We start from the raw sequence: 21,561 nt of genomic DNA, 5'->3' as shown, positions 1-21,561 counted from the left end.
TACCCTTCCCGTATGACCACGCTCTCGCCGTACGACTCCCTCACCCCGGTCACCCAGGCCGCCTACCGTGCAAAGGCCGCCGCCGCCGACCTCGCGCCGCTGCCGCGGGCCGCCAAGGACGACGCGCTGCTCGCCATCGCCGACGCGCTGGAGGTTCGTACCAGCGAGATCGTCGAGGCCAACGCCAAGGACGTCGCCAAGGCCCGGGAGGCCGGCACCAGCGAGGCGATCGTCGACCGGCTGACCCTGACCCCCGAGCGGGTGCGGGCCATCGCCTCCGACGTGCGGGACGTCGTCGCGCTGCCCGACCCCGTCGGCGAGGTCGTGCGCGGCTCGACCCTCCCCAACGGCATCGACCTGCGCCAGGTCCGCGTCCCCCTCGGCGTCGTCGGCATCATCTACGAGGCCCGCCCGAACGTCACGGTGGACGCCGCCGCGCTCTGCCTGAAGTCCGGCAACGCCGTCCTGCTGCGCGGCTCCGCCTCCGCCTACGAGTCGAACACCGCACTCGTCCGGGTGATCCGTGACGCCGTCGGCGGCGCCGGCCTGCCCGCCGACGCCGTGCAGCTCGTGCCGGGGGAGAGCCGCGACAGCGTGCGCGAGCTGATGCGCGCCCGCGGCCTCGTCGACGTGCTGATCCCGCGTGGCGGCGCCTCACTGATCCGGACGGTCGTCTCCGAGTCCACCGTTCCGGTGATCGAGACCGGCACCGGCAACTGCCACGTCTACGTCGACGCCCACGCCGACCTCGACATGGCCGTGGAGATCCTGATCAACTCCAAGGCCCACCGGGTCAGCGTCTGCAACGCCGCCGAGACCCTGCTGGTCCACCAGGACATCGCCCCCGAGTTCCTGCCGCGCGCCCTCGACGCCCTCGCCGAGGCCGGCGTCACCGTCCACGCCGACGAGCGGGTCATGGCCTACGCCAAGAACTCCCGGGCCACCGTCGTCGAGGCGGTCGCGGAGGACTGGGAGACCGAGTACCTCTCCCACGACATCGCCGCCGCGGTCGTCGACTCGCTGGACAGGGCCGTCGAGCACATCCGGCTGTGGACCTCCGGCCACACCGAGGCCATCGTCACCACCTCGCAGCAGGCCGCCCGCCGCTTCACCCAGTTGGTCGACTCCACCACGGTCGCCGTGAACGCCTCGACCCGCTTCACCGACGGCGGCCAGTTCGGCTTCGGCGCGGAGATCGGCATCTCCACGCAGAAACTGCACGCCCGCGGCCCGATGGGACTGCCCGAGCTGACCAGCACCAAGTACATCGTCACCGGCGACGGGCACGTACGGCGCTGAAGGAACCGGGGTCGCATATGCACCCGGCAGGCGCAGGGTGCAGCGCGGGCGCGGGGTGAGAGACGTCTCACCCGGCGGATGAATTTCCATGCCGTCTGCCCAAAATGACCCCCCAGGTCTACTCTGGATCCGTGCCGGAGGACGTGGGGGGCACGCCGTTCCCTGACGGCTGGGAGCCCGACGACGACCACGACCGCGGGGTGTCGGACGAAGAGTTCGCCTCCGTGGTCTTCGACGAGGCCTTCGTACAGGCGGCCGTGGTGCACGAGCCGACCGCCGTCGAACGGCTCCTGGCCGCGGCCGAGGCGAGAGCGGAGGCCTCCGAGACGGAGGCCCGCCGCGCCCGCGCCCGCGGCGACCGCTACGACGACCCTTACGGCCCCGGCGGTTTCGGGCACGATCCGGACTACGACGACCTCGACGACGCCGACGTCCTCGAGGACCGCGACGGCGCCTTCGGCACCTACGGCAGGCAGGTCCGCTGGCACCGGCCCGTCGCCTGGATGCTCGCCGTGGTGATGGGCGTCGGCATGGTCGCACTGGCCTTCGCCGCGGTCTACCGGGGCGCCTCCTCCAACAGCCGGGACCAGGTACCGCCACCCGCCTCGACCGGACCGGAACAGGGCGGAGCATCGGCTCCCGCCGCCTCCGCCGAGTTCTCCCCGCACCCCGCCGTCTCGGCGGTCCCGCCCACCCCCTGAACGGGGGCCGCCGGCGGGCTCCGCGGCGGTTGAGCACCTGTCAGAAGTTGTGCCGCAGCGCAGCGTTTACCCGCGCTCCGCGCGACCTACCCTGAAAGTATGGGCGGGACCGGCGACCCACCGGAGGGGACACCCGAGGGCACTCCCGGTGGCGGTGGAGAGGACGAGTACCGATCCGTCGTCTTCGACGAATCGTTTGTCCGCGCTGCCCGCCTCCAGGAGTACTCCGCACAGGAACGCATCGCCGACCACGCACCCGCCGTACGTCGCCGTCCGCCGCTGCGCCGGGGGCTGTCCCGGCAGGTGCTCGTCCTCGTCGTGCTGATCGCCCTCGCCTTCGGCACCGCGATCTACATGGGGATCCGCAACCCCTACCAGAACCCCGCCGCGCGCCGGCCCGCGGAGCCGTTGCGGATGACGGTCATCCCGCTCGCCCCGCAGGGCGCCGTCCCCGGCACGGCCGACGCCGAGTACCTGTTCGCCCACAGCCCCGCAGCCCAGTACCGCTTCGGCGCCGAGGGGATACCGCTGCCCGCCTCCCGGCGCACCGCGCACTTCTCCGACAGCCAGGTCGTCGCCGCCCTGACCACCGCGAAGGAGTTCGTCGTGCGCTCCTCCCTGTACCCGGAGGTGCTCACCGGGCAGCAGGTGCGACCCGTACGGGTGCTGCTCGACCCCGACCAGCTCGACCAGTTCGACCAGAGCTTCGCCCACCCGGCGGCGGACGGACGGCACGCGCCGACCGGATGGCTGGTGCGCTTCGACCCCACCCGCACCGAACTGGCCGACAAGCGGATCCGCGTCCAGGGCACCCTCCAGGCCGCCGAGGCCGACTCCGCCACTCTCGAGGTCACCGCCGACCACACCTTCGTGTACGCGCTGCGACCGGCCGGAGCCGAGGCCAAGGCGCCGGTCTCGCTGTTCACCGTCCGCCGCGAGCTGCACTTCCGCTTCGACCACGACGACCTGCGCCTGCGCCAGACCCAGCTCATCGTCTCGTACGTGCAGGCGGGCCCGCTGTCCTGCTCGGACGACTCCACCAACCACCTGCGGCCCCTGCTCGCCGGACAGACGGCCAGGGCCGGAGCCCCCGCCGGCACGGACCCGTACGCGACGGGCGGCGCGACGGCGCTGTGCGGGACGTTGGCGACGAGCGCCCAGCCGAAGGTGCCCCAGCCGAAGGCGCCGCAACCGAGCGGGTGGCAGCCGAGGTCGTGACCGTTCGCCGACCGCCGACCGCCGACCGCCGACCGCCGACCGCCGACCGCCGACCTGCCGACCGCCGGGTCCGTGCTCGCGACCGTACGGTGTGCCCGCGACGGTGCGGGCCCGTCGCGGGCACACCGTCGCGGGCCGTGTGCCTCCGCGGGTCAGTCGTCCTCGCGGGGCGGGGCGTCCGTGGGGCGCTCCTTGGGCGGAGCGGAGCCGGTGAAGCCGTCGAAGCCGCGCCGGACCCGGCCGCCCAGCCCGCCCGCGCCGCCCGCGATGTCACTGACCAGCTTCATCAGCGGGTCCTTGGAGCTCTTGACGTGGTCGGCGTAATGCGACGCCGACTCGCGGAACGAGTCGGTCACCGAGGTGTCCTTGTCCTCGGACCGCCGCGGGTAGTGGCCGTCCATGATCCGCTGGTAGTCCCGGGACTCCGCCCACTTCTTCAGCTCGGCGGCGCGCACGGTGGTGAAGGGGTGTGAGCGCGGCAGCACGTTGAGGATCTTCAGCACGGAGTCGCGCAGGTCACCACCCGCCTCGTACTCCTCGGCCTGCTTGAGGAACGCGTCCACGTTCATCTCGTGCAGGTGGTTCCCGCCGGCGATCTTCATCAGACCGCGCATCGAGGCCTGGAGGTCCTGTCCGACGAGCAGCCCGGCACGGTCGGCCGACAGCTCCGACTTGCGGAACCACTCGCGCAGCGCGGTCACGATCGCCATGATCGCGACGTTCCCCAGGGGGATCCAGGCGACCTTCAGGGCCAGGTTGGTCAGGAACAGCAGGATCGTGCGGTACACCGAGTGCCCGGACAGGGCGTGGCCCACCTCGTGGCCGACGACCGCCCGCATCTCCTCCTCGTCGAGCAGCTCGACGAGCCCGGTGGTGACGACGATGATCGGCTCGTCCAGGCCGATGCACATCGCGTTCGGCTGCGGGTCCTGGTTGACGTACATCGGCGGAACCTTCTCCAGGTCCAGGATGTAGCAGGCGTCCCGCAGCATGTCGTTCAGGTGCGCGAACTGCTGGTCCGAGACGCGCACCGAGTCGGACAGGAACAGCAGCCGCAGGCTGCGCTCGGGCAGCAGCCCGCTGAGTGCCTTGAAGACGGTGTCGAAGCCGCTCAGCTTGCGCAGCGCGACCAGGGCGGAGCGGTCGGCCGGGTGCTCGTACGCACGGGAGGAGATTCCCGGGAAGCGCGTGCGCTGCCTGCTCGGCACGTTCCCCTGACCGGTCTGCTCGTGGCCGTCGTCGGACATGTCATCCCCCTGTGCGTGTGTGTGGCCGGTGCATGTGCGGCCCTTGTGTACGAGGTCCTTTGCGGACCCTTGTGCGGCCCTTTGCGCCCCCGAAGCAGCGCCCGGTCTGGGTGGAGTTACGGTGGACGGGCACGAAAGCGAAGGAGTCCCGCGCCATGGAGCACAACCCCGCAGCAGCCTGGATCGCCGAGGCCGCCGGCGCCGCCCAGCAGCAGGGAGCGGGGAATCTGCTCCGGGTGGTGTTGATCGTGATGCTCCTGGGGTGTGCGCTCACGGCCTGGTTCCTGTTGCGGGGTTACAAGCGGAAGGACGACTGAGCCGTCCGGAAGGTTCCCCGGGCCACGGGCGGCGGACACAGGCGCGGGCGGGCGCTCGCGCGAGGCGGCCCGCCTCCCCGACGGCGGAGTCGGCGTGAGGGCCGCCGAGCCGCCCGCTTACGATGGGCCGACGTCTTTATCCCGCCCACACCGGATAGGTCCTGCCGAAGATGAGCTTCCACAGCGCCGCAGCCCAGTTCGTCACTCTCGCCGCCGAGGGCGGGGAGCACGGCGGCAACCACGAAAGCCTGAGCCCTCTGCTCACCGGTGGCGGCGCGTTCGTCATCCTGGTGCTGCTGCTGTGGATCACCACCCGCTTCAACCGCGACCGCTGAGGCGCGTCATGTGCATACCGGGGCACTCCGGACATCCGTCGGCCGGGGCCCTCAGGTCGGGCCGGTAGGGTCTGCACGCATGGGAGAGCAGGACATGCCTACCGGCCCGTCGAGCCCGGGCAAACGCCGCCTCGGCGTCATGGGCGGGACGTTTGATCCGATCCACCACGGCCACCTCGTGGCGGCCAGTGAGGTCGCCGCGCAGTTCCACCTGGACGAGGTCGTGTTCGTCCCCACCGGTGAGCCCTGGCAGAAGAGCCACCGGAGGGTCTCCCCGGCCGAGGACCGCTACCTGATGACGGTCATCGCGACCGCCGAGAACCCCCAGTTCTCGGTGAGCCGCATCGACATCGACCGCGGCGGGCCGACGTACACCGTGGACACCCTGCGCGACCTGCGGGCCCTCAACCCCGACACCGACCTCTTCTTCATCACCGGTGCCGACGCCCTCGCCCAGATCCTCACCTGGCGGGACAGCGTGGAGCTGTTCTCCCTGGCGCACTTCATCGGGGTCACCCGGCCGGGCCACCACCTGAACGACCCCGGACTCCCGGAGGGCGGCGTCTCCCTCGTCGAGGTCCCCGCCCTCGCCATCTCCTCCACGGACTGCCGCGTGAGAGTCGCCAAGGGCGACCCCATCTGGTATCTGGTGCCGGACGGAGTCGTGCGCTACATCGACAAGCGCGAGCTGTACCGCGGCGAGTGAGCCGAGAGGGGTACCGGTGAACGACCGACACGACGCGGGCTACGGGGAGACCCCCTACGAGCTCGTGGGCTACGACGCATACGGGCAGCCGGTGTACCGGCAGGTCCCGCCTCAGCAGATCCCGCAGCAGGCCTACGACCCGTACGGGCAGCAGCAGGGCTACGGCTACGACCCCTACGCCACGGCCGGCCGGCAGACCGCCCCGCCCGGCCCGCAGCAGACGCCCGCCTACGACCCGTACGACACCGGCCGGCAGGACACCGCCTACGACCCGTACGACACCGGCCGGCAGGACACCGCCTACGACCCGTACGACACCGGCCGACAGGACACCGTCCACGACCCCTACGGCACAGCCGCGTACCCCCAGCAGGGCGGGACCGGCGCCCCGTACGATCCCTACGGGCAGACCGCCACGAGCGGGCAGCAGCCCCGCGTCGCCGAGCAGACCGCCTACATCCCGCACCAGGCCGGCCCCGCCCCGCGGGAGACCGAGCAGGAACAGGAGCCGGAGTCCCCGGCCCGGCAACGGGACTACCACACCGAGCAGTTCGCGTTCGTCGAGGAGCCCGACGGCGACTCCGAGGACGTCATCGACTGGCTGAACTTCACGGAGAACCGCACCGAGCGCCGCGAGGAGGCCAAGCGCCGCGCCCGCAGCCGCCTCGTCGCCCTGGCCGTCGTCCTCGCCCTGACCGCGGTCGGCTCAGTGGGCTACCTCTGGTACGCCGGGAAGCTGCCCGGGCTGTCGTCGTCGTCCGACGACTCCAGAACCAGCACCACCACCGCGACCGGCGCCCAGAAGCGCGACGTGATCGTCGTGCACCTGCACGACACGGGCGACGGCGGCACCTCCACCGCGCTGCTCGTCGACAACACCACCACCCAGCGGGGCACCACCGTCCTGCTGCCCAACTCCCTCGTCGTCACCACCGACGACGGCACCACGACCACCCTCGCCAAATCCGTCGACGAGGACGGCTCCGAGGGCACCCGCGAGGCACTTGACACCGTCCTCGGCACCCAGATCCAGGGCACCTGGCGCCTGGACACCCCCTACCTGCAGAACCTCGTCGACCTCGTGGGCAACATCGAGATCGACACGGACACCGCCGTGCCCGACCCGGCCGCCAAGAAGAAGGGCCAGGCACCGCTCGTCAACCAGGGTGAGAACCAGACCCTCAGCGGCAAGATGGCCGTCGCCTACGCCACGTACCGCGCCGAGGGCGAGGCGCAGAACGCCCAGCTGGAGCGGTTCGGTCAGGTCATGCAGGGCGTGCTGCGCAAGGTCTCCTCCGACGCGCAGGGCGCCACCGTCACCGTCCAGACGCTGGCGCAGATCCTCGACCCCTCCCTGACCGACAAGGACCTCGGCGCCTTCCTCGCCAAGCTCGCCGACCTCGCCAAGGGCGGCGACTACCGGACGACCCTGCTGCCCGTCCAGGCCGACGGCACGCTCAGCGCCCAGGCCGGCGCGGGCGTGGTCAAGGACGTCCTCGGCGGCGCCGCGAAGAGCCCCGACAAGGACGCCGCCGTCAGCGTCTCCGTCCAGAACGCCGGCGGCACCAGGTCCGACACCGAGGACGCACGCGTGGTCCTCCTCAACGGCGGCTTCACTTTCCTGGACGGCGGCACGCCCTCGGGTACCCGCGCCACGTCCGAGGTGCTCTACGCCGAGGACGCCGAGAAGGAGAACGCCACCGAGGTCGCCAAGACCCTGGGCCTGCCCGTCGGCGCCGTGAAGAAGGGCACCGTCGCCGCCAACGCGGACGTGGCGGTCGTCCTGGGCCAGGACTACAAGCCGTCGTCGTCCTAGCCCCACCGGCGTGTGATCCCGTCATCACCGCGGGTGCCGTCGGCGGTCCGTGAGACCCTTGAGGGCAAACGACCGCCGACGGAAAGCCATGTAGTGACCGCCACCGACCGCTCCCTCGAGCTCATCACCACCGCCGCGCAGGCGGCCGCCGACAAGCTCGCGCACGACATCATCGCCTACGACGTCAGCGACGTCCTGTCGATCACGGACGCCTTCCTGCTGGCCTCCGCCCCCAACGACCGCCAGGTCAAGTCGATCGTCGACGAGATCGAGGAGCGCCTGCTCAAGGAGCTCGGCGCCAAGCCGGTGCGCCGCGAGGGCGACCGTGAGGCCCGCTGGGTCCTCCTCGACTACGTCGACATCGTCGTGCACGTCCAGCACAGCGAGGAGCGCGTCTTCTACGCCCTCGAGCGGCTGTGGAAGGACTGCCCCGAACTGGACCTGCCCGCCGACGCCAAGGCCACCCGGGGCAAGGCCGCCGAGCACGCCAAGCTGCAGGCCGCCGAGGACGGGGCCGAGCCGGGTGGTGAGTGGCGATGACCGCACCGGGTGCCGAGACGGGCACCGCGACCGGCCGCGCGCCGGGCCGGGGCCGTCGCGTCATCCTCTGGCGGCACGGCCAGACCGCCTGGAACGTCCAGCGCCGCTTCCAGGGCACCACGGACGTCCGGCTGACCGAGACGGGCGTGGCCCAGGCCCGCCGGGCCGCCCGGCTCCTCGCCTCCCTCCGGCCCGACGCCATCGTCGCCTCGGACCTCTCCCGCGCCGCCGACACGGCCGCCGAGCTCGCCTTGCTCACCGGCCTGGACGTCACCCACGACGAGGGCCTGCGCGAGACGTACGCGGGGGTGTGGCAGGGCCTCACCCACGACGAGATCGTCGGCCGGTACGGCGAGGAGTACGCCGCGTGGAAGCGCGGCGAGCCGGTCCGCCGCGGCGGGGGCGAACTGGAGAGCGAGGTCGCCGACCGCGCCGCCCCCGTGGTCCTGCGGCACGCCGAGAAACTCCCGGAGGACGGCACCCTCGTCGTCGTCAGCCACGGCGGCACGATCCGCACCACCATCGGCCGCCTCCTCGGCCTGGAGGCGCACAGCTGGGAGAGCCTCGGCGGCCTCTCCAACTGCTGCTGGTCCGTCCTCGGTGAGGGCGCTCGCGGCTGGCGCCTGCTGGAGCACAACGCCGGCACCCTGCCGGAACCGGTGCTCGGCGACGACGACTGAGCGTGCCCCGGCGGCCCGGGGTCCGGATTTCACTTTCCGGCAGGTCGCAGGCTAAAGTTCTTCTTGTTCGCCCCGCCGAGCGGGAAGAACACCTGGGGCTATAGCTCAGTTGGTAGAGCGCCTGCATGGCATGCAGGAGGTCAGGAGTTCAATTCTCCTTAGCTCCACTGATCGACACTCTGTCGAGTTGTCAAAGATCGGTCGAAGAGGATCCCGTCCCCCAGGGGGCGGGATTTTTCATGGGCTGCGCAGCATCTCCGTACGCCGTGCCGTCTCCTCGTCGTCCGGTGTGTAGACGACGATCCGGCACTCCGGCATCCCGTTGATCGACAGCGATACGGACGTCATCCGCAGCTCGCCCACGGCGGCGTGCCGGAAGACCTTCACACGGCGGCCCGGCTCCGCCACGTCCCCGGACTCCCACAGCTGTGCGAACAGCGAGCTCGCCGCCGACAGTCTGCGTATGAAGTCCTCCCAGACGGGCTCTCCGGCGTGCAACCCGTACGCCGCGCGCAGGGTCGCGACCATCACCGGCAGCTCCGTATCCCGGAAGAGCAGCGGGCACTCCTCCTCGTCGGCCGTGAACAGCCCCCACAACGCGTTGGCCGGAACTCCGGGGTCGACCGACCGCGAGGTCAGGAACAGGTCGCGGTAGACGGGGTTGGCGGCCAGGATGTCGTAGCGGGAGTTGTAGACGACCGCCGGGCGGGGCGCGAGGGCGTCGATGATGCCCTGGATCTCCGGCCCCACGCGCTGCACGAGCGCCTCGGGCACCGGCGCGTACGGCACCTCCGCCAGGTGGTACAGGTGCTCCCGCTCCGGCGCGTCGAGCCGCAGGGTGCGCGCCACGGCGTCCAGGACCTGCGCCGAGGCGTTGATCGGCCGGCCCTGTTCCAGCCACGTGTACCAGGTGACGCCCACACCGGAGAGCTGCGCGACCTCCTCGCGCCGCAGTCCCGGTGTGCGGCGTCGCAGCCCGGGCGGCATGCCCACGTCCGCCGGTGTCACCCGGGCCCGCCTGCTGCGCAGGAAGACGGCGAGCTCCGTCCGGCGCCGCTGCCCCGCCCCCGTACCCGCCCTCGCACCTGGCTCCGCCTCTGTCGCCATCGTCACGCCCCCCATGGTCGATCCCTCACTCCAGCCCTGCCAGGTGCTGCCAGTACCAGGATCGGCAGGCTCTCGGCACCCGTACCGGAGTCCCGGCACGCTCGACGGCATGACGACGACACCCCGGACGAGCCCGGATCCCGCCTTCCCGGCACCCGTTTCACGTCCTGCTCCCAGTAAAGACCCCGGCACTGACAATCGGTCCCGGCCGCTGCTCGCGGTCGTCCTCGCCGCTCAGTTCATGGCACTGCTGGACGTCTTCATCGTGAACGTCGCGGCCCCCACGATCGGTTCCGACCTGCGCGCCTCCGGTGCCGACCTCCAACTGGTCGTGGCCGGCTACGCGATCACCTACTCCGTCCTGCTGATCACCGGCGCACGGCTCGGCGACCGGTTCGGCCACGGGCGGGTCCACCTCGTCGGGCTCGCCCTCTTCACGGCCGCCTCGCTCGCCTGCGGTCTGGCCCGGGGCAGCACCGAACTGATCGTCTTCCGGCTGGTGCAGGGCGCGGGGTCGGCGCTGATGATCCCTCAGGTGCTCAGCCTGATCCAGCGTACGTTCACCGGGGAGGCCCGGGTACGGGCGCTCGGCGCCTACTCCGCCGTGCTCGCCGTCGGCGCGGCTGCCGGACAGGTCGTGGGCGGAGTGCTGGTCAGCGCCGACCTGCTGGGCACCGGCTGGCGGCCGGTGTTCCTGGTGAACGTGCCGGTGGGCCTCGTCCTGCTCGCCGTGGGGCGGCGGGTGCTGCCGCGCGGCGGCGGCGCTCCCCGGGAGCGGGCGCGCGGCCTGGACGGGCCCGGTCTGGTCCTGCTCGGGGCGGCCGTCACCCTCGTCACGGTGCCGCTCGTGCTCGGGCAGGAGGCGGACTGGCCGCTGTGGTCCTGGTCGTCGCTGACGGCCGGCGCCCTCGTGTTCGTGCTGTTCTGCGGTTACGAGTCCCGCCTGGCACGGCGCGGCGGCGACCCGCTGATCGCGCCTCGCGTGCTGCGCCACCGGGGCACGGGCCTCGCCGTGCTGCGGATCGCGGCCGTCATGGCGGTCAACGGGGGCTTCCTGTTCGTGCTGACCCTGCACGTCCAGGGCGGCCTCGGCTACAGCCCTCTGCGCGCCGGGCTCACCTTCGCGCCGACCGCGGTGGTCTTCGGGCTGGTCGGCCTGACCTGGCGCCGCTGGCCCGCCGCCTGGCAACGCGCCCTGACCCCGGCCGGGTTCGCGCTCACCGCGTCGTCGGTGACCGGGGTGGGACTGGCGCTCAGGGGCGGCGCCCACGGCGGGGCGTGGATCTACGGCGCGTACGCCGGGGTGGGCGTCGGGCTCGCGCTCGCCTTCAGTCCCACGCTCACCCGGGCCCTGGCCGCCGTCCGGCCCGAGGACGCGGCGGACGCCAGCGGGCTGCTCGCCACGGTGACCCAGCTCGGTCAGCTGATCGGCGTGGCCGCCTTCGGCACACTGTTCCTGGAGCGACTTGAGTCACTTGGGGGCCGGGAGGCGTATACCTCTGCGGAAGCGCTTCTTGCATGTATGTTCGCGCTCGCTGCGACAGCCGCCCTCGGTGCCGTGTCCGGACTGGTACTGAGGCGTCGCTGACCGTATCGGCCCGGCCGTGGCAGAATCAAACGGCCGGAAGGGGGCGCGGCCCGACGGGAGGGAGTAGCGATGCCTGCGAGCATCATCGGAGAGGGCGGTCACCTCTTCGATGCGGCGTTGACACGGGGAACGGCCACCCGGCTCAGCTGCCCTTCCTGCGGTTCCGCGCACGTCGCCCAGGTCCTCGGGGACAACGGCGGGATCTCCTACGTGTGCACGGCCTGCGGCCACAGCTGGAGCTGATCGATGGGTGCACACAGGCGAAAGTGCGACTGGTGCGGCAGCGGCACCCCGATCGTCCGCGACATGGAGCCGGTCAACCCCGACTACCAGTACTGGTGCGAGGAATGCGCGCGAGCGCTGATCATAAAAGGCGACCCCATCGAGACGTACCGCGAGCTGGAGGGCGAGCCGATCTACGGCCGGCTCCTGGAGGAGCACTGCACGCTCAAGCGGTTCTACTCGTTCGTGACGGCCTGACCTGACTTTCCCTCTCGAAGCGGACAGAACGGAAACGATTTGGTGGTCCACCCCCCGGACCGTGTAATGTTGGCGTCGCCGCCAGGGAAACCCGGCGGAACACCGCAAGGGGCTATAGCTCAGTTGGTAGAGCGCCTGCATGGCATGCAGGAGGTCAGGAGTTCAATTCTCCTTAGCTCCACAGCAGATCCCGCCGGATCGGAATGAACCGGCGGGATCTTTTGCGTGTTCGCACGCCGTCGACGGTGTGAAGGGCAGGGAACGCACCAGGAGGCGGAAAGGCCCGGTAAGCGGAACGCGCCGGGGCCGCCTGTTCCCAGGCGGCCCCTTCGTCGTAACGGCCGGCGGCTTCGTCGTACCCCTTAGCGGCCCAGGGCGCGGCGGCCCCGGCCCTGGGAGAGGACCGGGAGGTTGCGGGAGGGCGCCTGCGCGCGCGTGTCCTCCTCGATGCGCAGGGCCAGCGCCGGGCAGCGGCGCACCGCGCGCAGCGCCTTCGCCTCGGCGTAGCGCGGGACCTTCGCCTGCGCGACGGTGGGGAAGCCGTCGGCGCCGAGCTGGAAGACCTCCGGCAGAATGTCCGCGCACAGGCCGTGGCCCCGGCACAGGGTCCAGTCGACGAAGATCTTCTGACGGCTGTCGCCGCTGTCCGCGGGCTCTGCGCCACTCGGGAGGCCCGACTGGGTCATGCCGCCCTCGAAGAGCGGCAGGACGCCCTCCACGGGCCGTCCGCAGCCGTTGCCGAGGACATGTGCCGCCAGGTCGTCCGTGAACGCCTTGATGGTCGACTCCAGGAACATCGCGGAGCCGTCCGGGTGCGAGCAGGCGCCGCGCCGCTTCACGTTCTTCGCGACCTGCTTCAACGCCTCCAGGGCGGCCGGGCCGCCGCCGTTGAGGATGTCCTCCATGCCACGCGCGGCGGCGGGCAGGCCGAGGTAGCAGGGGCCGCACTGGCCCGCGCTCTCCTCGGCCAGCCACTGGGCCACGCGCAGCGACTCGCCCAGGGGGCAGGTCTCCTGGCTGATGGGGAGGATCGCGCCGGCGCCGAGGGCCCCGCCCACCGCGTCCAGCGAGTTGCGGGAGACGACCGCCTCGTTGACCGTGGCCGCGTCGATCCACTTGCCGTGGTAACCGCCGGTCAGCACGCCCTGCGGGACCGGCGGGGCGCCGGCCAACTGCAGGACGTAGCGCAGCGGGACGCCGGTGGGGACCTCGATCACCATCGGGCGGGCGACCGCGCCGGAGACCGTCAGCATGACGGTGCCGGGCTCGTCGTACAGGCCCGTGTTGCCGTAGCGCTCGGGGCCGATGCGGGCGGCTATCGCGAGCTGGGCGAAGGTCTCGGCGTTCGACAGCAGGGTCGGGGCGCCGCCGACGCCGTTCTGCGAGGCGCTGGTCTTGCGGCCTGGCGGGATCGCCGGGCCGCCGTCGATGGAGCGGACCAGGGAGGCGGCCGCGCCGGTGACCATGCGTATGGGGTTGCGCTGCACGAACGCCTTCAGCGCCGAGCGGCGGCCGTTGCTCAGGCCGCGTTCGGCGAGCGCCGCCTCCATGGAGCGCTGGGTGGACTCCCGGGTGACCCCCACCACGAGCGTGCGGGCACCCAGCGCCTCCGCGCACAGCAGCGCGCCGTCCAGGATGAGGTGCGGGGCACGGTTGATCAAGACCGTGTCCTTGCGGCAGGCGGGTTCGTCCTCGCTGCCGTTGATGACGACGACCGGTCGGACGCCGCGTTTGATCGCCGCGTCGGCCACCGAGCGCAGCTTCTTGTGGAAGGGGAAGCCCGCGCCGCCGCGGCCCTTGAGGTTGATGCGTTCGGAGAGCTGCGCGAGCTTCTCCCCGCCCATGGGTTCAAGTGGCCCGTGCACCTTCAGGTGCATGGGCAGATCGAGCCGTTCGACAAGGTCGAAGCCCGACGTGAGCTGCGGAAGGCCGACCACGCGGACTTCTGGGACGTCGGGCAGGGCCTCGTTCACCTATAGCCTCCGGAAGGCATGTTCCAAGGTTCGCCCGAACCCGGTGCGTCGAATGACGAACCGGGCGATGGTTCATTGGCGGGACCGCTGTTGTACGTGTCACCCGGGTTGTACGTGTCATAGCGGGTGTTCGTCTCACCCGTGTCGTACATGTCACTTCCGGCGTATCCCCCGGTGCCCGGATTGCCATAGACCGGGATGTTGAATCCCGTGTCCTGGAGCGGGTCGTAGACGGACGGGGGCGCCTCGCCGACCGGCGGCGGGGACGGGATCGGCCAACTGCCCGAGGTGCTGCCGCCGCTGTCGACCCGCGGGAACGCATCCGTGGCCTGCATGTCGAACGGCATGTCCATGCGCGCGGTCTGGTCGGCGGTGAACGACTGCTGCGCGCGCGGGGGCGTGGACACGGCGCGGTAGGCGGCCGCGAAGCCGTTCGCGGGCTCCGCCGCGGCCGGCGTGTCGAACAGGGACGCGGACGGTGCCGGCGTCATGCGTGGGGAGCCCGTCGTGTCGGACGCGGACGACCGTCCCGGACGGCTGTCGTAGCCCGGCAGCGAGGAGGCCTCCGCCATGCGGGCGCGGCTCGCGTCCAGGGCGTCGCGGCCCGTCGGCTCCTCGGTGCCGAGGACCGCGGCGATCCGGTCGGCGACCTGGCGCTTGAAGGGGCGCGGGGCGGCGCGCAGCGCGAGCGCGGCCATGACGCCCAGCAGCGAGAGGCCGTAGAGGATCACGAAGATCGGCTTGGCCGCGCGACCCGCGTAGAGTCCGTGGATCAGCGCGGCGCACCAGGCCGGGTAGGCCAGCATGTGCATGGCCCGCCAGCGGGCGGCGACCGGGGCCGGGGAGGCGAACCTGCTGCGCAGAGCGCCCGTGATGCCCACGAAGATCATCAGCAGACCGGCCAGGGAACCCAGGCCGATCAGGCCTTCCGCTCCGGTGATGCCGAGCGAGAACGGGATGATCGCGGCGATGAACACGGTGTGTTCCAGGGCGATCTTCGCGGTGATGTGCAGCAGCAGGAACGCGATCGAGGCGACCGCCGTCGTCCGGTGCACGGCCTGGCCGATGATCCGCTGGCGGGTGTTGAGGAAGATCCGGTCCTGGGCGACCAGGCCCCAGATCACCGAGCAGCTGAGCGAGACGAGGGACAGCACACCCGCGCCGAAGTTGAGGAACTCGCGGAACTGGTCGCCTCCGACCAGCACGACCACGGGTATGAGGATCAGGACGACAGCGGACGCCACCCCATAGGCCGACCGGCCCGGCTGGGGGAGCGAGCTGTTACTACGAAGAGGGTTCATGGGGGCAACTCCGAGCAGTTCGGGAAAGCGGTCCCGCTGCCGAACTCTAAGTGGCGCCATACCGATGGGTAGGAGGTTTGAGTTATTGCGCTGTTATCAAAGGACAATGTGGCCGCTGTGATGTCCCTTAGCGGCTGTTACGCGAAGTAATCTTTGACCTGGGTTCAACCTCGATCGGTGTGTGACGTGTCCACCAGGGATACGGAGCAGCCTCGCGGTCTGCTCAAGGGCTGCGGTACTCTAGCGCCATGCGTGCCGTACGCCTTCTGCTTAGCGAGCCGCGCTGATCAGTCCCGAACGCCGGTGAACCGGGTGGTTCGGAATCGGCGCGGCGTCCCCTCCTGTGCGAGGGGATTTTTCGTTTCCTGAGTGTGACAGCCGCTGGCAGAGACGATCGATGGAGCTTTGAGGATCATGAGCGAGACGAACCCCGCTGCCACCGCCGAGGCGGCCGCGCCCCACCGCTACACGGCCGAGATGGCGACCGAGATCGAGGCACGCTGGCAGGACTTCTGGGACGCCGACGGCACCTACGCGGCGCCGAACCCCACGGGCGACCTGGCCGGCGACCCCGGGGTCGTCGCCCGCCCCAAGAAGTTCATCATGGACATGTTCCCGTACCCCTCCGGTGCCGGCCTGCACGTCGGCCACCCCCTGGGCTACATCGCCACCGACGTCTTCGCGCGCTTCCAGCGCATGACCGGCCACAACGTCCTGCACACACTGGGCTTCGACGCCTTCGGCCTGCCCGCCGAGCAGCACGCCGTGCAGACCGGCGAGCACCCCCGGGTCACCACCGAGGCCGCCATCAACAACATGAAGTCCCAGCTGCGCCGGCTGGGCCTGGGCCACGACAAGCGCCGGTCGTTCGCCACCATCGACCCGGACTACTACAAGTGGACCCAGTGGATCTTCCTGCAGATCTTCAACTCCTGGTACGACGAGGAGGCGAAGCGCGCCCGCCCGATCTCCGAGCTGGTCGCCCGCTTCGAGTCCGGTGAGCGCCCCGTCCCGGGCCACACGCGCGCGTGGAGCGAACTGAGCGCCGGCGAGCGCGCCGACGTCCTGGGCGAGTTCCGCCTGGCCTACGCCTCCGACGCGCCGGTCAACTGGTGCCCCGGCCTGGGCACCGTGCTGGCCAACGAGGAGGTCACCGCCGACGGCCGTTCCGAGCGCGGCAACTTCCCCGTCTTCAAGGCCAAGCTGCGCCAGTGGAACATGCGCATCACCGCCTACGCCGACCGGCTGCTGGAGGACCTGGACGCGCTGGACTGGCCCGAGGCCATCAAGCTGCAGCAGCGCAACTGGATCGGCCGTTCCGAGGGCGCCCGCGTCGACTTCCCGATCGACGGCGAGCGCATCACCGTCTTCACGACCCGCGCGGACACCCTGTTCGGCGCGACCTACATGGTGCTGGCGCCCGAGCACCCGCTGGTCGAGAAGTTCACCCCGGACACCTGGCCCGAGGGCACCCACGACGTCTGGACCGGTGGCCACGCCTCCCCGGCCGAGGCCGTCGCCGCCTACCGCGCGCAGGCCGCCTCCAAGTCGGACGTCGAGCGGCAGGCCGAGGCCAAGGACAAGACCGGCGTCTTCATCGGCGCGTACGCCACCAACCCGGTCAACGGCGCGCAGGTCCCCGTCTTCATCGCCGACTACGTGCTGATGGGCTACGGCACCGGTGCGATCATGGCCGTGCCCGCGGGTGACCAGCGCGACTTCGAGTTCGCGCGCGCCTTCGAGCTGCCGATCCACTGCATCGTCGAGCCGACCGACGGCCGCGGCACCGACACCGCGACCTGGGAGAACGCGTTCGGGTCGTACGACGCGAAGATCATCAACTCCGCGAACGACGAGATCAGCCTGGACGGACTGGACGTCGCCGAGGCCAAGACGCGCATCACCGAGTGGCTGGAGCGCAAGGGCATCGGCGAGGGCACCGTCAACTTCCGGCTGCGCGACTGGCTGTTCAGCCGCCAGCGCTACTGGGGCGAGCCCTTCCCGATCGTCTACGACGAGGACGGCGTCGCCCACGCCCTGCCCGAGTCGATGCTGCCGCTGGAACTGCCGGAGGTCGAGGACTACTCGCCGCGCACCTTCGACCCGGACGACGCCGACACCCAGCCCGAGACGCCGCTGTCGCGCAACGAGGACTGGGTGAACGTCACCCTGGACCTGGGCGACGGGCCCAAGAAGTACCGCCGCGAGACCAACACCATGCCCAACTGGGCTGGTTCCTGCTGGTACGAGCTGCGCTACCTGGACCCGCACAACAGCGACCGGCTGGTCGACCCCGAGATCGAGCAGTACTGGATGGGCCCGCGCGAGGGCCGGCCGCACGGCGGCGTCGACCTGTACGTCGGCGGCGCCGAGCACGCCGTGCTGCACCTGCTGTACGCGCGCTTCTGGTCCAAGGTCCTGTACGACCTGGGGTACGTCTCCTCCGCGGAGCCGTTCCACAAGCTGTTCAACCAGGGGATGATCCAGGCGTTCGTCTACCGGGACAGCCGGGGCTTCGCGGTGCCGGCCGCCGAGGTGGAGGAGCGCGACGGCGCGTACTACCACCAGGGCGAGAAGGTCAGCCGCCTGCTGGGCAAGATGGGCAAGTCCCTGAAGAACGCCGTGACTCCCGAGTCGATCTGCGCCGAGTACGGCGCCGACACGCTGCGCCTGTACGAGATGGCGATGGGCCCGCTGGACGTGTCCCGGCCGTGGGACACGCGCGCGGTGGTCGGCCAGTTCAGGCTGCTGCAGCGGCTGTGGCGCAACATCGTCGACGAAGCCACCGGCGAGGTCACCGTCGTCGACGCCGAGCCCGACGAGGAGACGCTGCGCGCCCTGCACAAGGCGATCGACGGGGTGCGCGGTGACCTGGAGGGCATGCGGTTCAACACCGCCATCGCCAAGGTCACCGAGCTGAACAACCACCTGACCAAGGCCGGCGGCCGGCTGCCGCGGCCCGTCGCCGAGTCGCTGGTACTGCTGGTCGCGCCGCTGGCCCCGCACATCGCCGAGGAACTGTGGCGCAAGCTGGGCCACACCGACTCGGTCGTCCACCAGGACTTCCCCGTCGCCGACCCGGCGTACGTCGTGGACGAGACCGTGACCTGCGTCGTGCAGATCAAGGGCAAGGTCAAGGCGCGACTGGAGGTGTCGCCGGCCATCTCCGACGAGGAGCTGGAGAAGGTGGCGCTGTCCGACGAGAACGTCGTCAACGCGCTGGGCGGGGCGGGCATCCGCAAGGTGATCGTGCGGGCACCGAAGCTGGTGAACATCGTTCCGGCGTAGACGCGGGGTGGTCGGGGCGCTCGACGTCGGCGTAGGTGGCTGAGGCGGGCACCAGGCCACGGCCGGGCCGGGGTGCCGGGGTCGGCGTAGCGGTCGGGTTCCTGGCTCGCGGACGCGGTCGGCGTGGTCGGGGGCACGGTCGCCCGGCGGGTGGCGTGGCTGCGGCCTGCGTCGTCGAGGCGGGTGGAGCGGTCGTGGCCGGTGTCGCCTGGGCGGGTGGAGCGGTCGTGGCCTGTGTCGCCGAGGCGGGCGGCAGGGGCGTGGCCTGTCTCGCCGGGGCGAGTGCCGTGAGCTCGGGGTAGTCCCCTACGGGCAGGTTCGGGGTCCTTGTGGAACTCCGGACCTGCCCCTTGCGTTTACCGTTGAAGAGTGGCCGGCACGGGCCGCCGACAGATCGGAGGAGGAGCACCGTGGAAGCAGTGATCGCCGTTCTCGCCCTGCTTTTCGTGCTCTTCGTCGCCCTCGGCGTCTACGCCACGGTGAAGGCGGTGGGTGCCGCCAAGCGCGGTGTGGACCGCACCATCGACCAGGCACGGCGCACGGTCGAGGATCACACCTTGCGGGCCAAGTCCTTCGCCCAGATCGGACCGGCGGGCGAGATCGCCCAGCTCCGCCTCAAACTGCGCACGTCGATGCGGGCCACCCAGGACGCGCTGCGCGCGGGCGCCACCGAGGACGAGTCCCTCAAGGAGTCCCTCACCCTGTTCGAGCGCCTCAGTGCGCACGGTCAGGAACTGGACGCCGAACTCAAACGCCTGGAGTCCGAGCCCGACCGGGCCACGCTCACCGAGCGGCTGCCGGGACTGCGGGAGCGCACCGAGCGCATCACGACCTCGGCGGACTCGCTGCGCTGGGCGGCCCGGGACCGGGCCCGCCGCTTCGCCGACGACGACCTGGACACGCTGAGCGCGCAGATCGACGTCGAGGCGGGCGCACTGCGCCACTGGACCACGACGGAGCACCCGCAGGCATCGGCCTCCTGGCCGGCGGCGTCGACCGCGGACGTGGCGAACGACAGTCAGACCTGGCCGGAGGCGCCCCCGTCGAGCACGGCGGGGCAGTCGGCCCGGCCCGCCCTCGACCCGTCGGCCCCGCGCCCCACCTACCCCTGGCAGAAGAAGCCGCGCCCCGAGAGCACCACTTGATCCGGTCAAGGGCTCCCCAGGGCAGCGGGGGCGGGCTGCCGTCCGGGCGCTACGCCAGGTAACCTCCAGCTCATGTCCCGCCATGTCGCGATCGTCACCGATTCCACGGCCTACCTGCCGCAGCGGACGATGGAGCGCCACGGCATCACCGCGGTGCCCCTGACCGTCGTCCTAGGCGACCAGGCACTCGAAGAGGGCACCGAGATCTCGACGCGTTCCCTGGCGCAGGCACTGCAGAAGCGACGTTCCGTCACCACCTCCCGGCCCAGCCCGCAGTTGTTCGCGGAGACCTACCGCAGGGTCGCCGAGTCGGGCGCCACCGGCATCGTCTCCTTGCACCTGTCCGCCGAGTTGTCGGGCACGTACGACGCGGCGGTCGTCGCGGCGCGCGAGGCGCCGGTGCCGGTGCGGGTGGTGGACACCGGCATGATCGCGATGGCCCTCGGCTTCTGCGCGCTCACGGCGGCCGAGGTCGCGGAGGCGGGCGGCACCGTCGACGAGGCGGTCGCGGCCGCGGAGAAACGGGCCGCGGGCACCTCCGCCTACTTCTACGTCGACACCCTCGACTACCTGCGCCGCGGGGGCCGGATCGGCGCCGCTCAGGCCCTGTTGGGCTCCGCGCTCGCGGTGAAGCCGCTGCTCCAGCTCGACGGGGGGCGTATCGAACCTCTGGAGAAGGTGCGGACGGCGTCGAAGGCGATCGCCCGCCTGGAGGAACTGGTCGCCGAACGGGCGGGTGCGGCTCAGGTCGACATCGCCGTCCACCATCTCGCCGCCTCCGAACGGGCGTCGGCCCTGGCGGACCGCCTGCGGGCGCGGGTGCCCGGCCTCGCCGAACTGCATGTCAGTGAGGTCGGAGCGGTCATCGGGGCGCACACCGGGCCCGGGCTTCTGGGAGCCGTGGTCTCGGCGCGCTGAGGGCTCGAGCGCTGGGCTGTCACTCGTGTGAGTGAGTGAGTTGTCCACAACCGCTCGGTCATCCCCGGAAATCCACCAAGATCATCATGTGTCGGCGAAGTGTCCGATCCTCGGCACATGGCATCTCGATCACGCTCACGGACGACGAACGCGACCAGCGGCCCCGGCCGGGGACCCGGCACCGACGGGCGCTTCCGCCACCGACGGCTATCCACCGCGCGCAGCCGCGTCGGCAGCCGTCATGCCTCGGCGGAGGAGCTGCGCCGGCGGACCCAGGTGCTCTTCGGGGAACGAGGCGTGGAGCAACCGGAGTTGGGGGTGGGGCCGCCGGCGGACGAGCGGAGCAGCGGTGACAGGGACATCGGGAGCGCCGGCATCGTGGACGTGGGGGCGGAAGGACCCCGCGCGGAGGTTGGCGTCGGGGACATGGGGGTGGGCGAGGCCCGCGGGGAGGCCGGTGTCGGGGACTTGGAGGTTGGAGGAACCCGTGGGGAGGTCGGGATCACCGACGTGGGCGTCGGAGGGGCTCGTACGGAGGGGGACCGGGAGGTGGGTGACTGGCGGGGGCGGGCCGGGCTCGCCCTACGGGAGCGGATGCCCGTCTGGGTGCAGGCGCGGTGCGGGCTGGAGCGCAGGAGTGTGCTCGCGCTCGCCGTCCTGGTGGTGGTCGTCGCGGCCTTGGCCGGGCAGCACTTCTGGTCCGGCCGGACCCGGTCCGTCCAGGCACCGGAGGTGGTGCGAGCGGCCGCTCCCTTCGGCGCGCGGGAGCGGGGCGAGTCGGTGGTGTCCGCTGCCCCGCCCGCGGTTTCCCGGCATCCCGGGACCCCGGGGGGGGGGGTCGACCAGAGGTTGGTGGGAGGCCCCCGCGAAAAGGCACAAACCCAGGGCCCCCCACCTTCCTC

At 71.4% G+C, this 21,561-nt stretch carries 19 protein-coding genes, 2 tRNA genes and 1 pseudogene; 18 read left to right on the top strand and 4 right to left on the bottom strand.

Going from position 1 to position 21,561, the window contains the following annotated elements:
- Window positions 1-12: 12 nt before the first annotated feature.
- The 3 genes from ACZ4YY_RS07385 to ACZ4YY_RS07375 all read left to right on the top strand — a co-directional run bounded on the left by ACZ4YY_RS07385 (window position 13) and on the right by ACZ4YY_RS07375 (window position 3,218).
- Window positions 13-1,299: a glutamate-5-semialdehyde dehydrogenase gene (locus ACZ4YY_RS07385; protein WP_468284774.1), complete on the top strand. Its 1,287-nt coding sequence runs from the start codon at window positions 13-15 to the stop codon at window positions 1,297-1,299.
- 131 nt (window positions 1,300-1,430) lie between these two features.
- Window positions 1,431-2,000: an SCO2584 family spore wall biosynthesis protein gene (locus tag ACZ4YY_RS07380; protein ID WP_468284773.1), complete on the top strand. Its 570-nt coding sequence runs from the start codon at window positions 1,431-1,433 to the stop codon at window positions 1,998-2,000.
- Window positions 2,001-2,099: 99 nt separating this feature from the next.
- Window positions 2,100-3,218 carry an SCO2583 family membrane protein gene (locus tag ACZ4YY_RS07375; RefSeq protein ID WP_468284772.1) on the top strand — a complete coding sequence of 373 codons (1,119 nt, stop codon included), beginning with the start codon at window positions 2,100-2,102 and terminating at the stop codon, window positions 3,216-3,218.
- A gap of 152 nt (window positions 3,219-3,370) precedes the next feature.
- On the opposite strand, the gene ACZ4YY_RS07370 is transcribed toward ACZ4YY_RS07375, so the two are convergent.
- On the bottom strand, window positions 3,371-4,465 hold the full coding sequence (locus ACZ4YY_RS07370; protein ID WP_468284771.1) for a M48 family metallopeptidase: 1,095 nt from the start codon (window positions 4,463-4,465) through the stop codon (window positions 3,371-3,373).
- A gap of 155 nt (window positions 4,466-4,620) precedes the next feature.
- On the opposite strand from ACZ4YY_RS07370, the gene ACZ4YY_RS07365 reads away from it, so the two are divergent.
- From ACZ4YY_RS07365 to ACZ4YY_RS07335, 7 genes are all read left to right on the top strand, one after another.
- Window positions 4,621-4,782 carry a hypothetical protein gene (locus ACZ4YY_RS07365; RefSeq protein WP_468284769.1) on the top strand — a complete coding sequence of 54 codons (162 nt, stop codon included), beginning with the start codon at window positions 4,621-4,623 and terminating at the stop codon, window positions 4,780-4,782.
- Between the two features lie 170 nt (window positions 4,783-4,952).
- Window positions 4,953-5,117: a hypothetical protein gene (locus tag ACZ4YY_RS07360; RefSeq protein WP_468284767.1), complete on the top strand. Its 165-nt coding sequence runs from the start codon at window positions 4,953-4,955 to the stop codon at window positions 5,115-5,117.
- Between the two features lie 79 nt (window positions 5,118-5,196).
- Window positions 5,197-5,823 (top strand): nicotinate-nucleotide adenylyltransferase, encoded by a 627-nt coding sequence (nadD, locus tag ACZ4YY_RS07355; protein ID WP_468284765.1) that lies wholly within the window; start codon window positions 5,197-5,199, stop codon window positions 5,821-5,823.
- 16 nt (window positions 5,824-5,839) lie between these two features.
- Window positions 5,840-7,639, top strand: coding sequence for an LCP family protein (locus ACZ4YY_RS07350; RefSeq protein ID WP_468284763.1), 1,800 nt, complete (start codon window positions 5,840-5,842; stop codon window positions 7,637-7,639).
- Window positions 7,640-7,732: 93 nt separating this feature from the next.
- A complete protein-coding gene (gene rsfS / locus ACZ4YY_RS07345; RefSeq protein WP_468284761.1) occupies window positions 7,733-8,179 on the top strand; it encodes a ribosome silencing factor in 447 nt (148 codons plus the stop codon).
- Window positions 8,176-8,859 (top strand): histidine phosphatase family protein, encoded by a 684-nt coding sequence (locus tag ACZ4YY_RS07340; protein WP_468284759.1) that lies wholly within the window; start codon window positions 8,176-8,178, stop codon window positions 8,857-8,859. The genes rsfS and ACZ4YY_RS07340 overlap by 4 nt, the downstream gene beginning before the upstream one ends.
- A 94-nt stretch (window positions 8,860-8,953) precedes the next feature.
- A tRNA-Ala gene (locus ACZ4YY_RS07335) sits at window positions 8,954-9,026 on the top strand.
- Between the two features lie 70 nt (window positions 9,027-9,096).
- Here ACZ4YY_RS07335 and ACZ4YY_RS07330 read toward each other — a convergent pair.
- Window positions 9,097-9,981 (bottom strand): helix-turn-helix transcriptional regulator, encoded by an 885-nt coding sequence (locus ACZ4YY_RS07330; RefSeq protein WP_468284757.1) that lies wholly within the window; start codon window positions 9,979-9,981, stop codon window positions 9,097-9,099.
- A 94-nt stretch (window positions 9,982-10,075) separates the two neighbouring features.
- On the opposite strand from ACZ4YY_RS07330, the gene ACZ4YY_RS07325 reads away from it, so the two are divergent.
- From ACZ4YY_RS07325 to ACZ4YY_RS07310, 4 genes are all read left to right on the top strand, one after another.
- Window positions 10,076-11,554, top strand: a complete 1,479-nt coding sequence (locus ACZ4YY_RS07325) for an MFS transporter (RefSeq protein WP_468284755.1) — start codon at window positions 10,076-10,078, stop codon at window positions 11,552-11,554.
- A gap of 69 nt (window positions 11,555-11,623) precedes the next feature.
- Window positions 11,624-11,797 carry a hypothetical protein gene (locus ACZ4YY_RS07320; protein WP_468284753.1) on the top strand — a complete coding sequence of 58 codons (174 nt, stop codon included), beginning with the start codon at window positions 11,624-11,626 and terminating at the stop codon, window positions 11,795-11,797.
- Window positions 11,798-11,800: 3 nt separating this feature from the next.
- On the top strand, window positions 11,801-12,034 hold the full coding sequence (locus tag ACZ4YY_RS07315) for a hypothetical protein (protein ID WP_003976229.1): 234 nt from the start codon (window positions 11,801-11,803) through the stop codon (window positions 12,032-12,034).
- A gap of 108 nt (window positions 12,035-12,142) precedes the next feature.
- Window positions 12,143-12,215: transfer RNA gene (locus ACZ4YY_RS07310), tRNA-Ala, on the top strand.
- A 181-nt stretch (window positions 12,216-12,396) separates the two neighbouring features.
- Here ACZ4YY_RS07310 and ACZ4YY_RS07305 read toward each other — a convergent pair.
- Window positions 12,397-14,007 (bottom strand): NADH-ubiquinone oxidoreductase-F iron-sulfur binding region domain-containing protein, encoded by a 1,611-nt coding sequence (locus ACZ4YY_RS07305; protein ID WP_468284752.1) that lies wholly within the window; start codon window positions 14,005-14,007, stop codon window positions 12,397-12,399.
- On the bottom strand, window positions 14,004-15,308 hold the full coding sequence (locus tag ACZ4YY_RS07300; protein ID WP_468284750.1) for a cytochrome b/b6 domain-containing protein: 1,305 nt from the start codon (window positions 15,306-15,308) through the stop codon (window positions 14,004-14,006). Before ACZ4YY_RS07300 ends, ACZ4YY_RS07305 begins: the two co-directional genes overlap by 4 nt.
- Before the next feature lie 414 nt (window positions 15,309-15,722).
- Between ACZ4YY_RS07300 and leuS the strand changes: the two genes are divergently transcribed.
- The 4 genes and pseudogenes from leuS to ACZ4YY_RS07280 form a co-directional block, all read left to right on the top strand.
- Entirely contained in the window at window positions 15,723-18,596 is a 2,874-nt protein-coding gene (gene leuS, locus ACZ4YY_RS07295; RefSeq protein ID WP_468284748.1) for a leucine--tRNA ligase, read from the top strand.
- 410 nt (window positions 18,597-19,006) lie between these two features.
- On the top strand, window positions 19,007-19,741 hold the full coding sequence (locus ACZ4YY_RS07290) for a hypothetical protein (RefSeq protein ID WP_468284746.1): 735 nt from the start codon (window positions 19,007-19,009) through the stop codon (window positions 19,739-19,741).
- A gap of 72 nt (window positions 19,742-19,813) precedes the next feature.
- On the top strand, window positions 19,814-20,659 hold the full coding sequence (locus ACZ4YY_RS07285; RefSeq protein WP_468284744.1) for a DegV family protein: 846 nt from the start codon (window positions 19,814-19,816) through the stop codon (window positions 20,657-20,659).
- A 501-nt stretch (window positions 20,660-21,160) separates the two neighbouring features.
- Window positions 21,161-21,561 (top strand): annotated as a pseudogene (locus ACZ4YY_RS07280) (hypothetical protein); the annotation flags it as partial.

This window comes from Streptomyces sp. NPDC030143 (assembly GCF_055573695.1).
The sequence above is the reverse complement of the archived record's forward strand: the minus strand, read 5'-3'. Positions and strand labels throughout refer to the sequence as shown.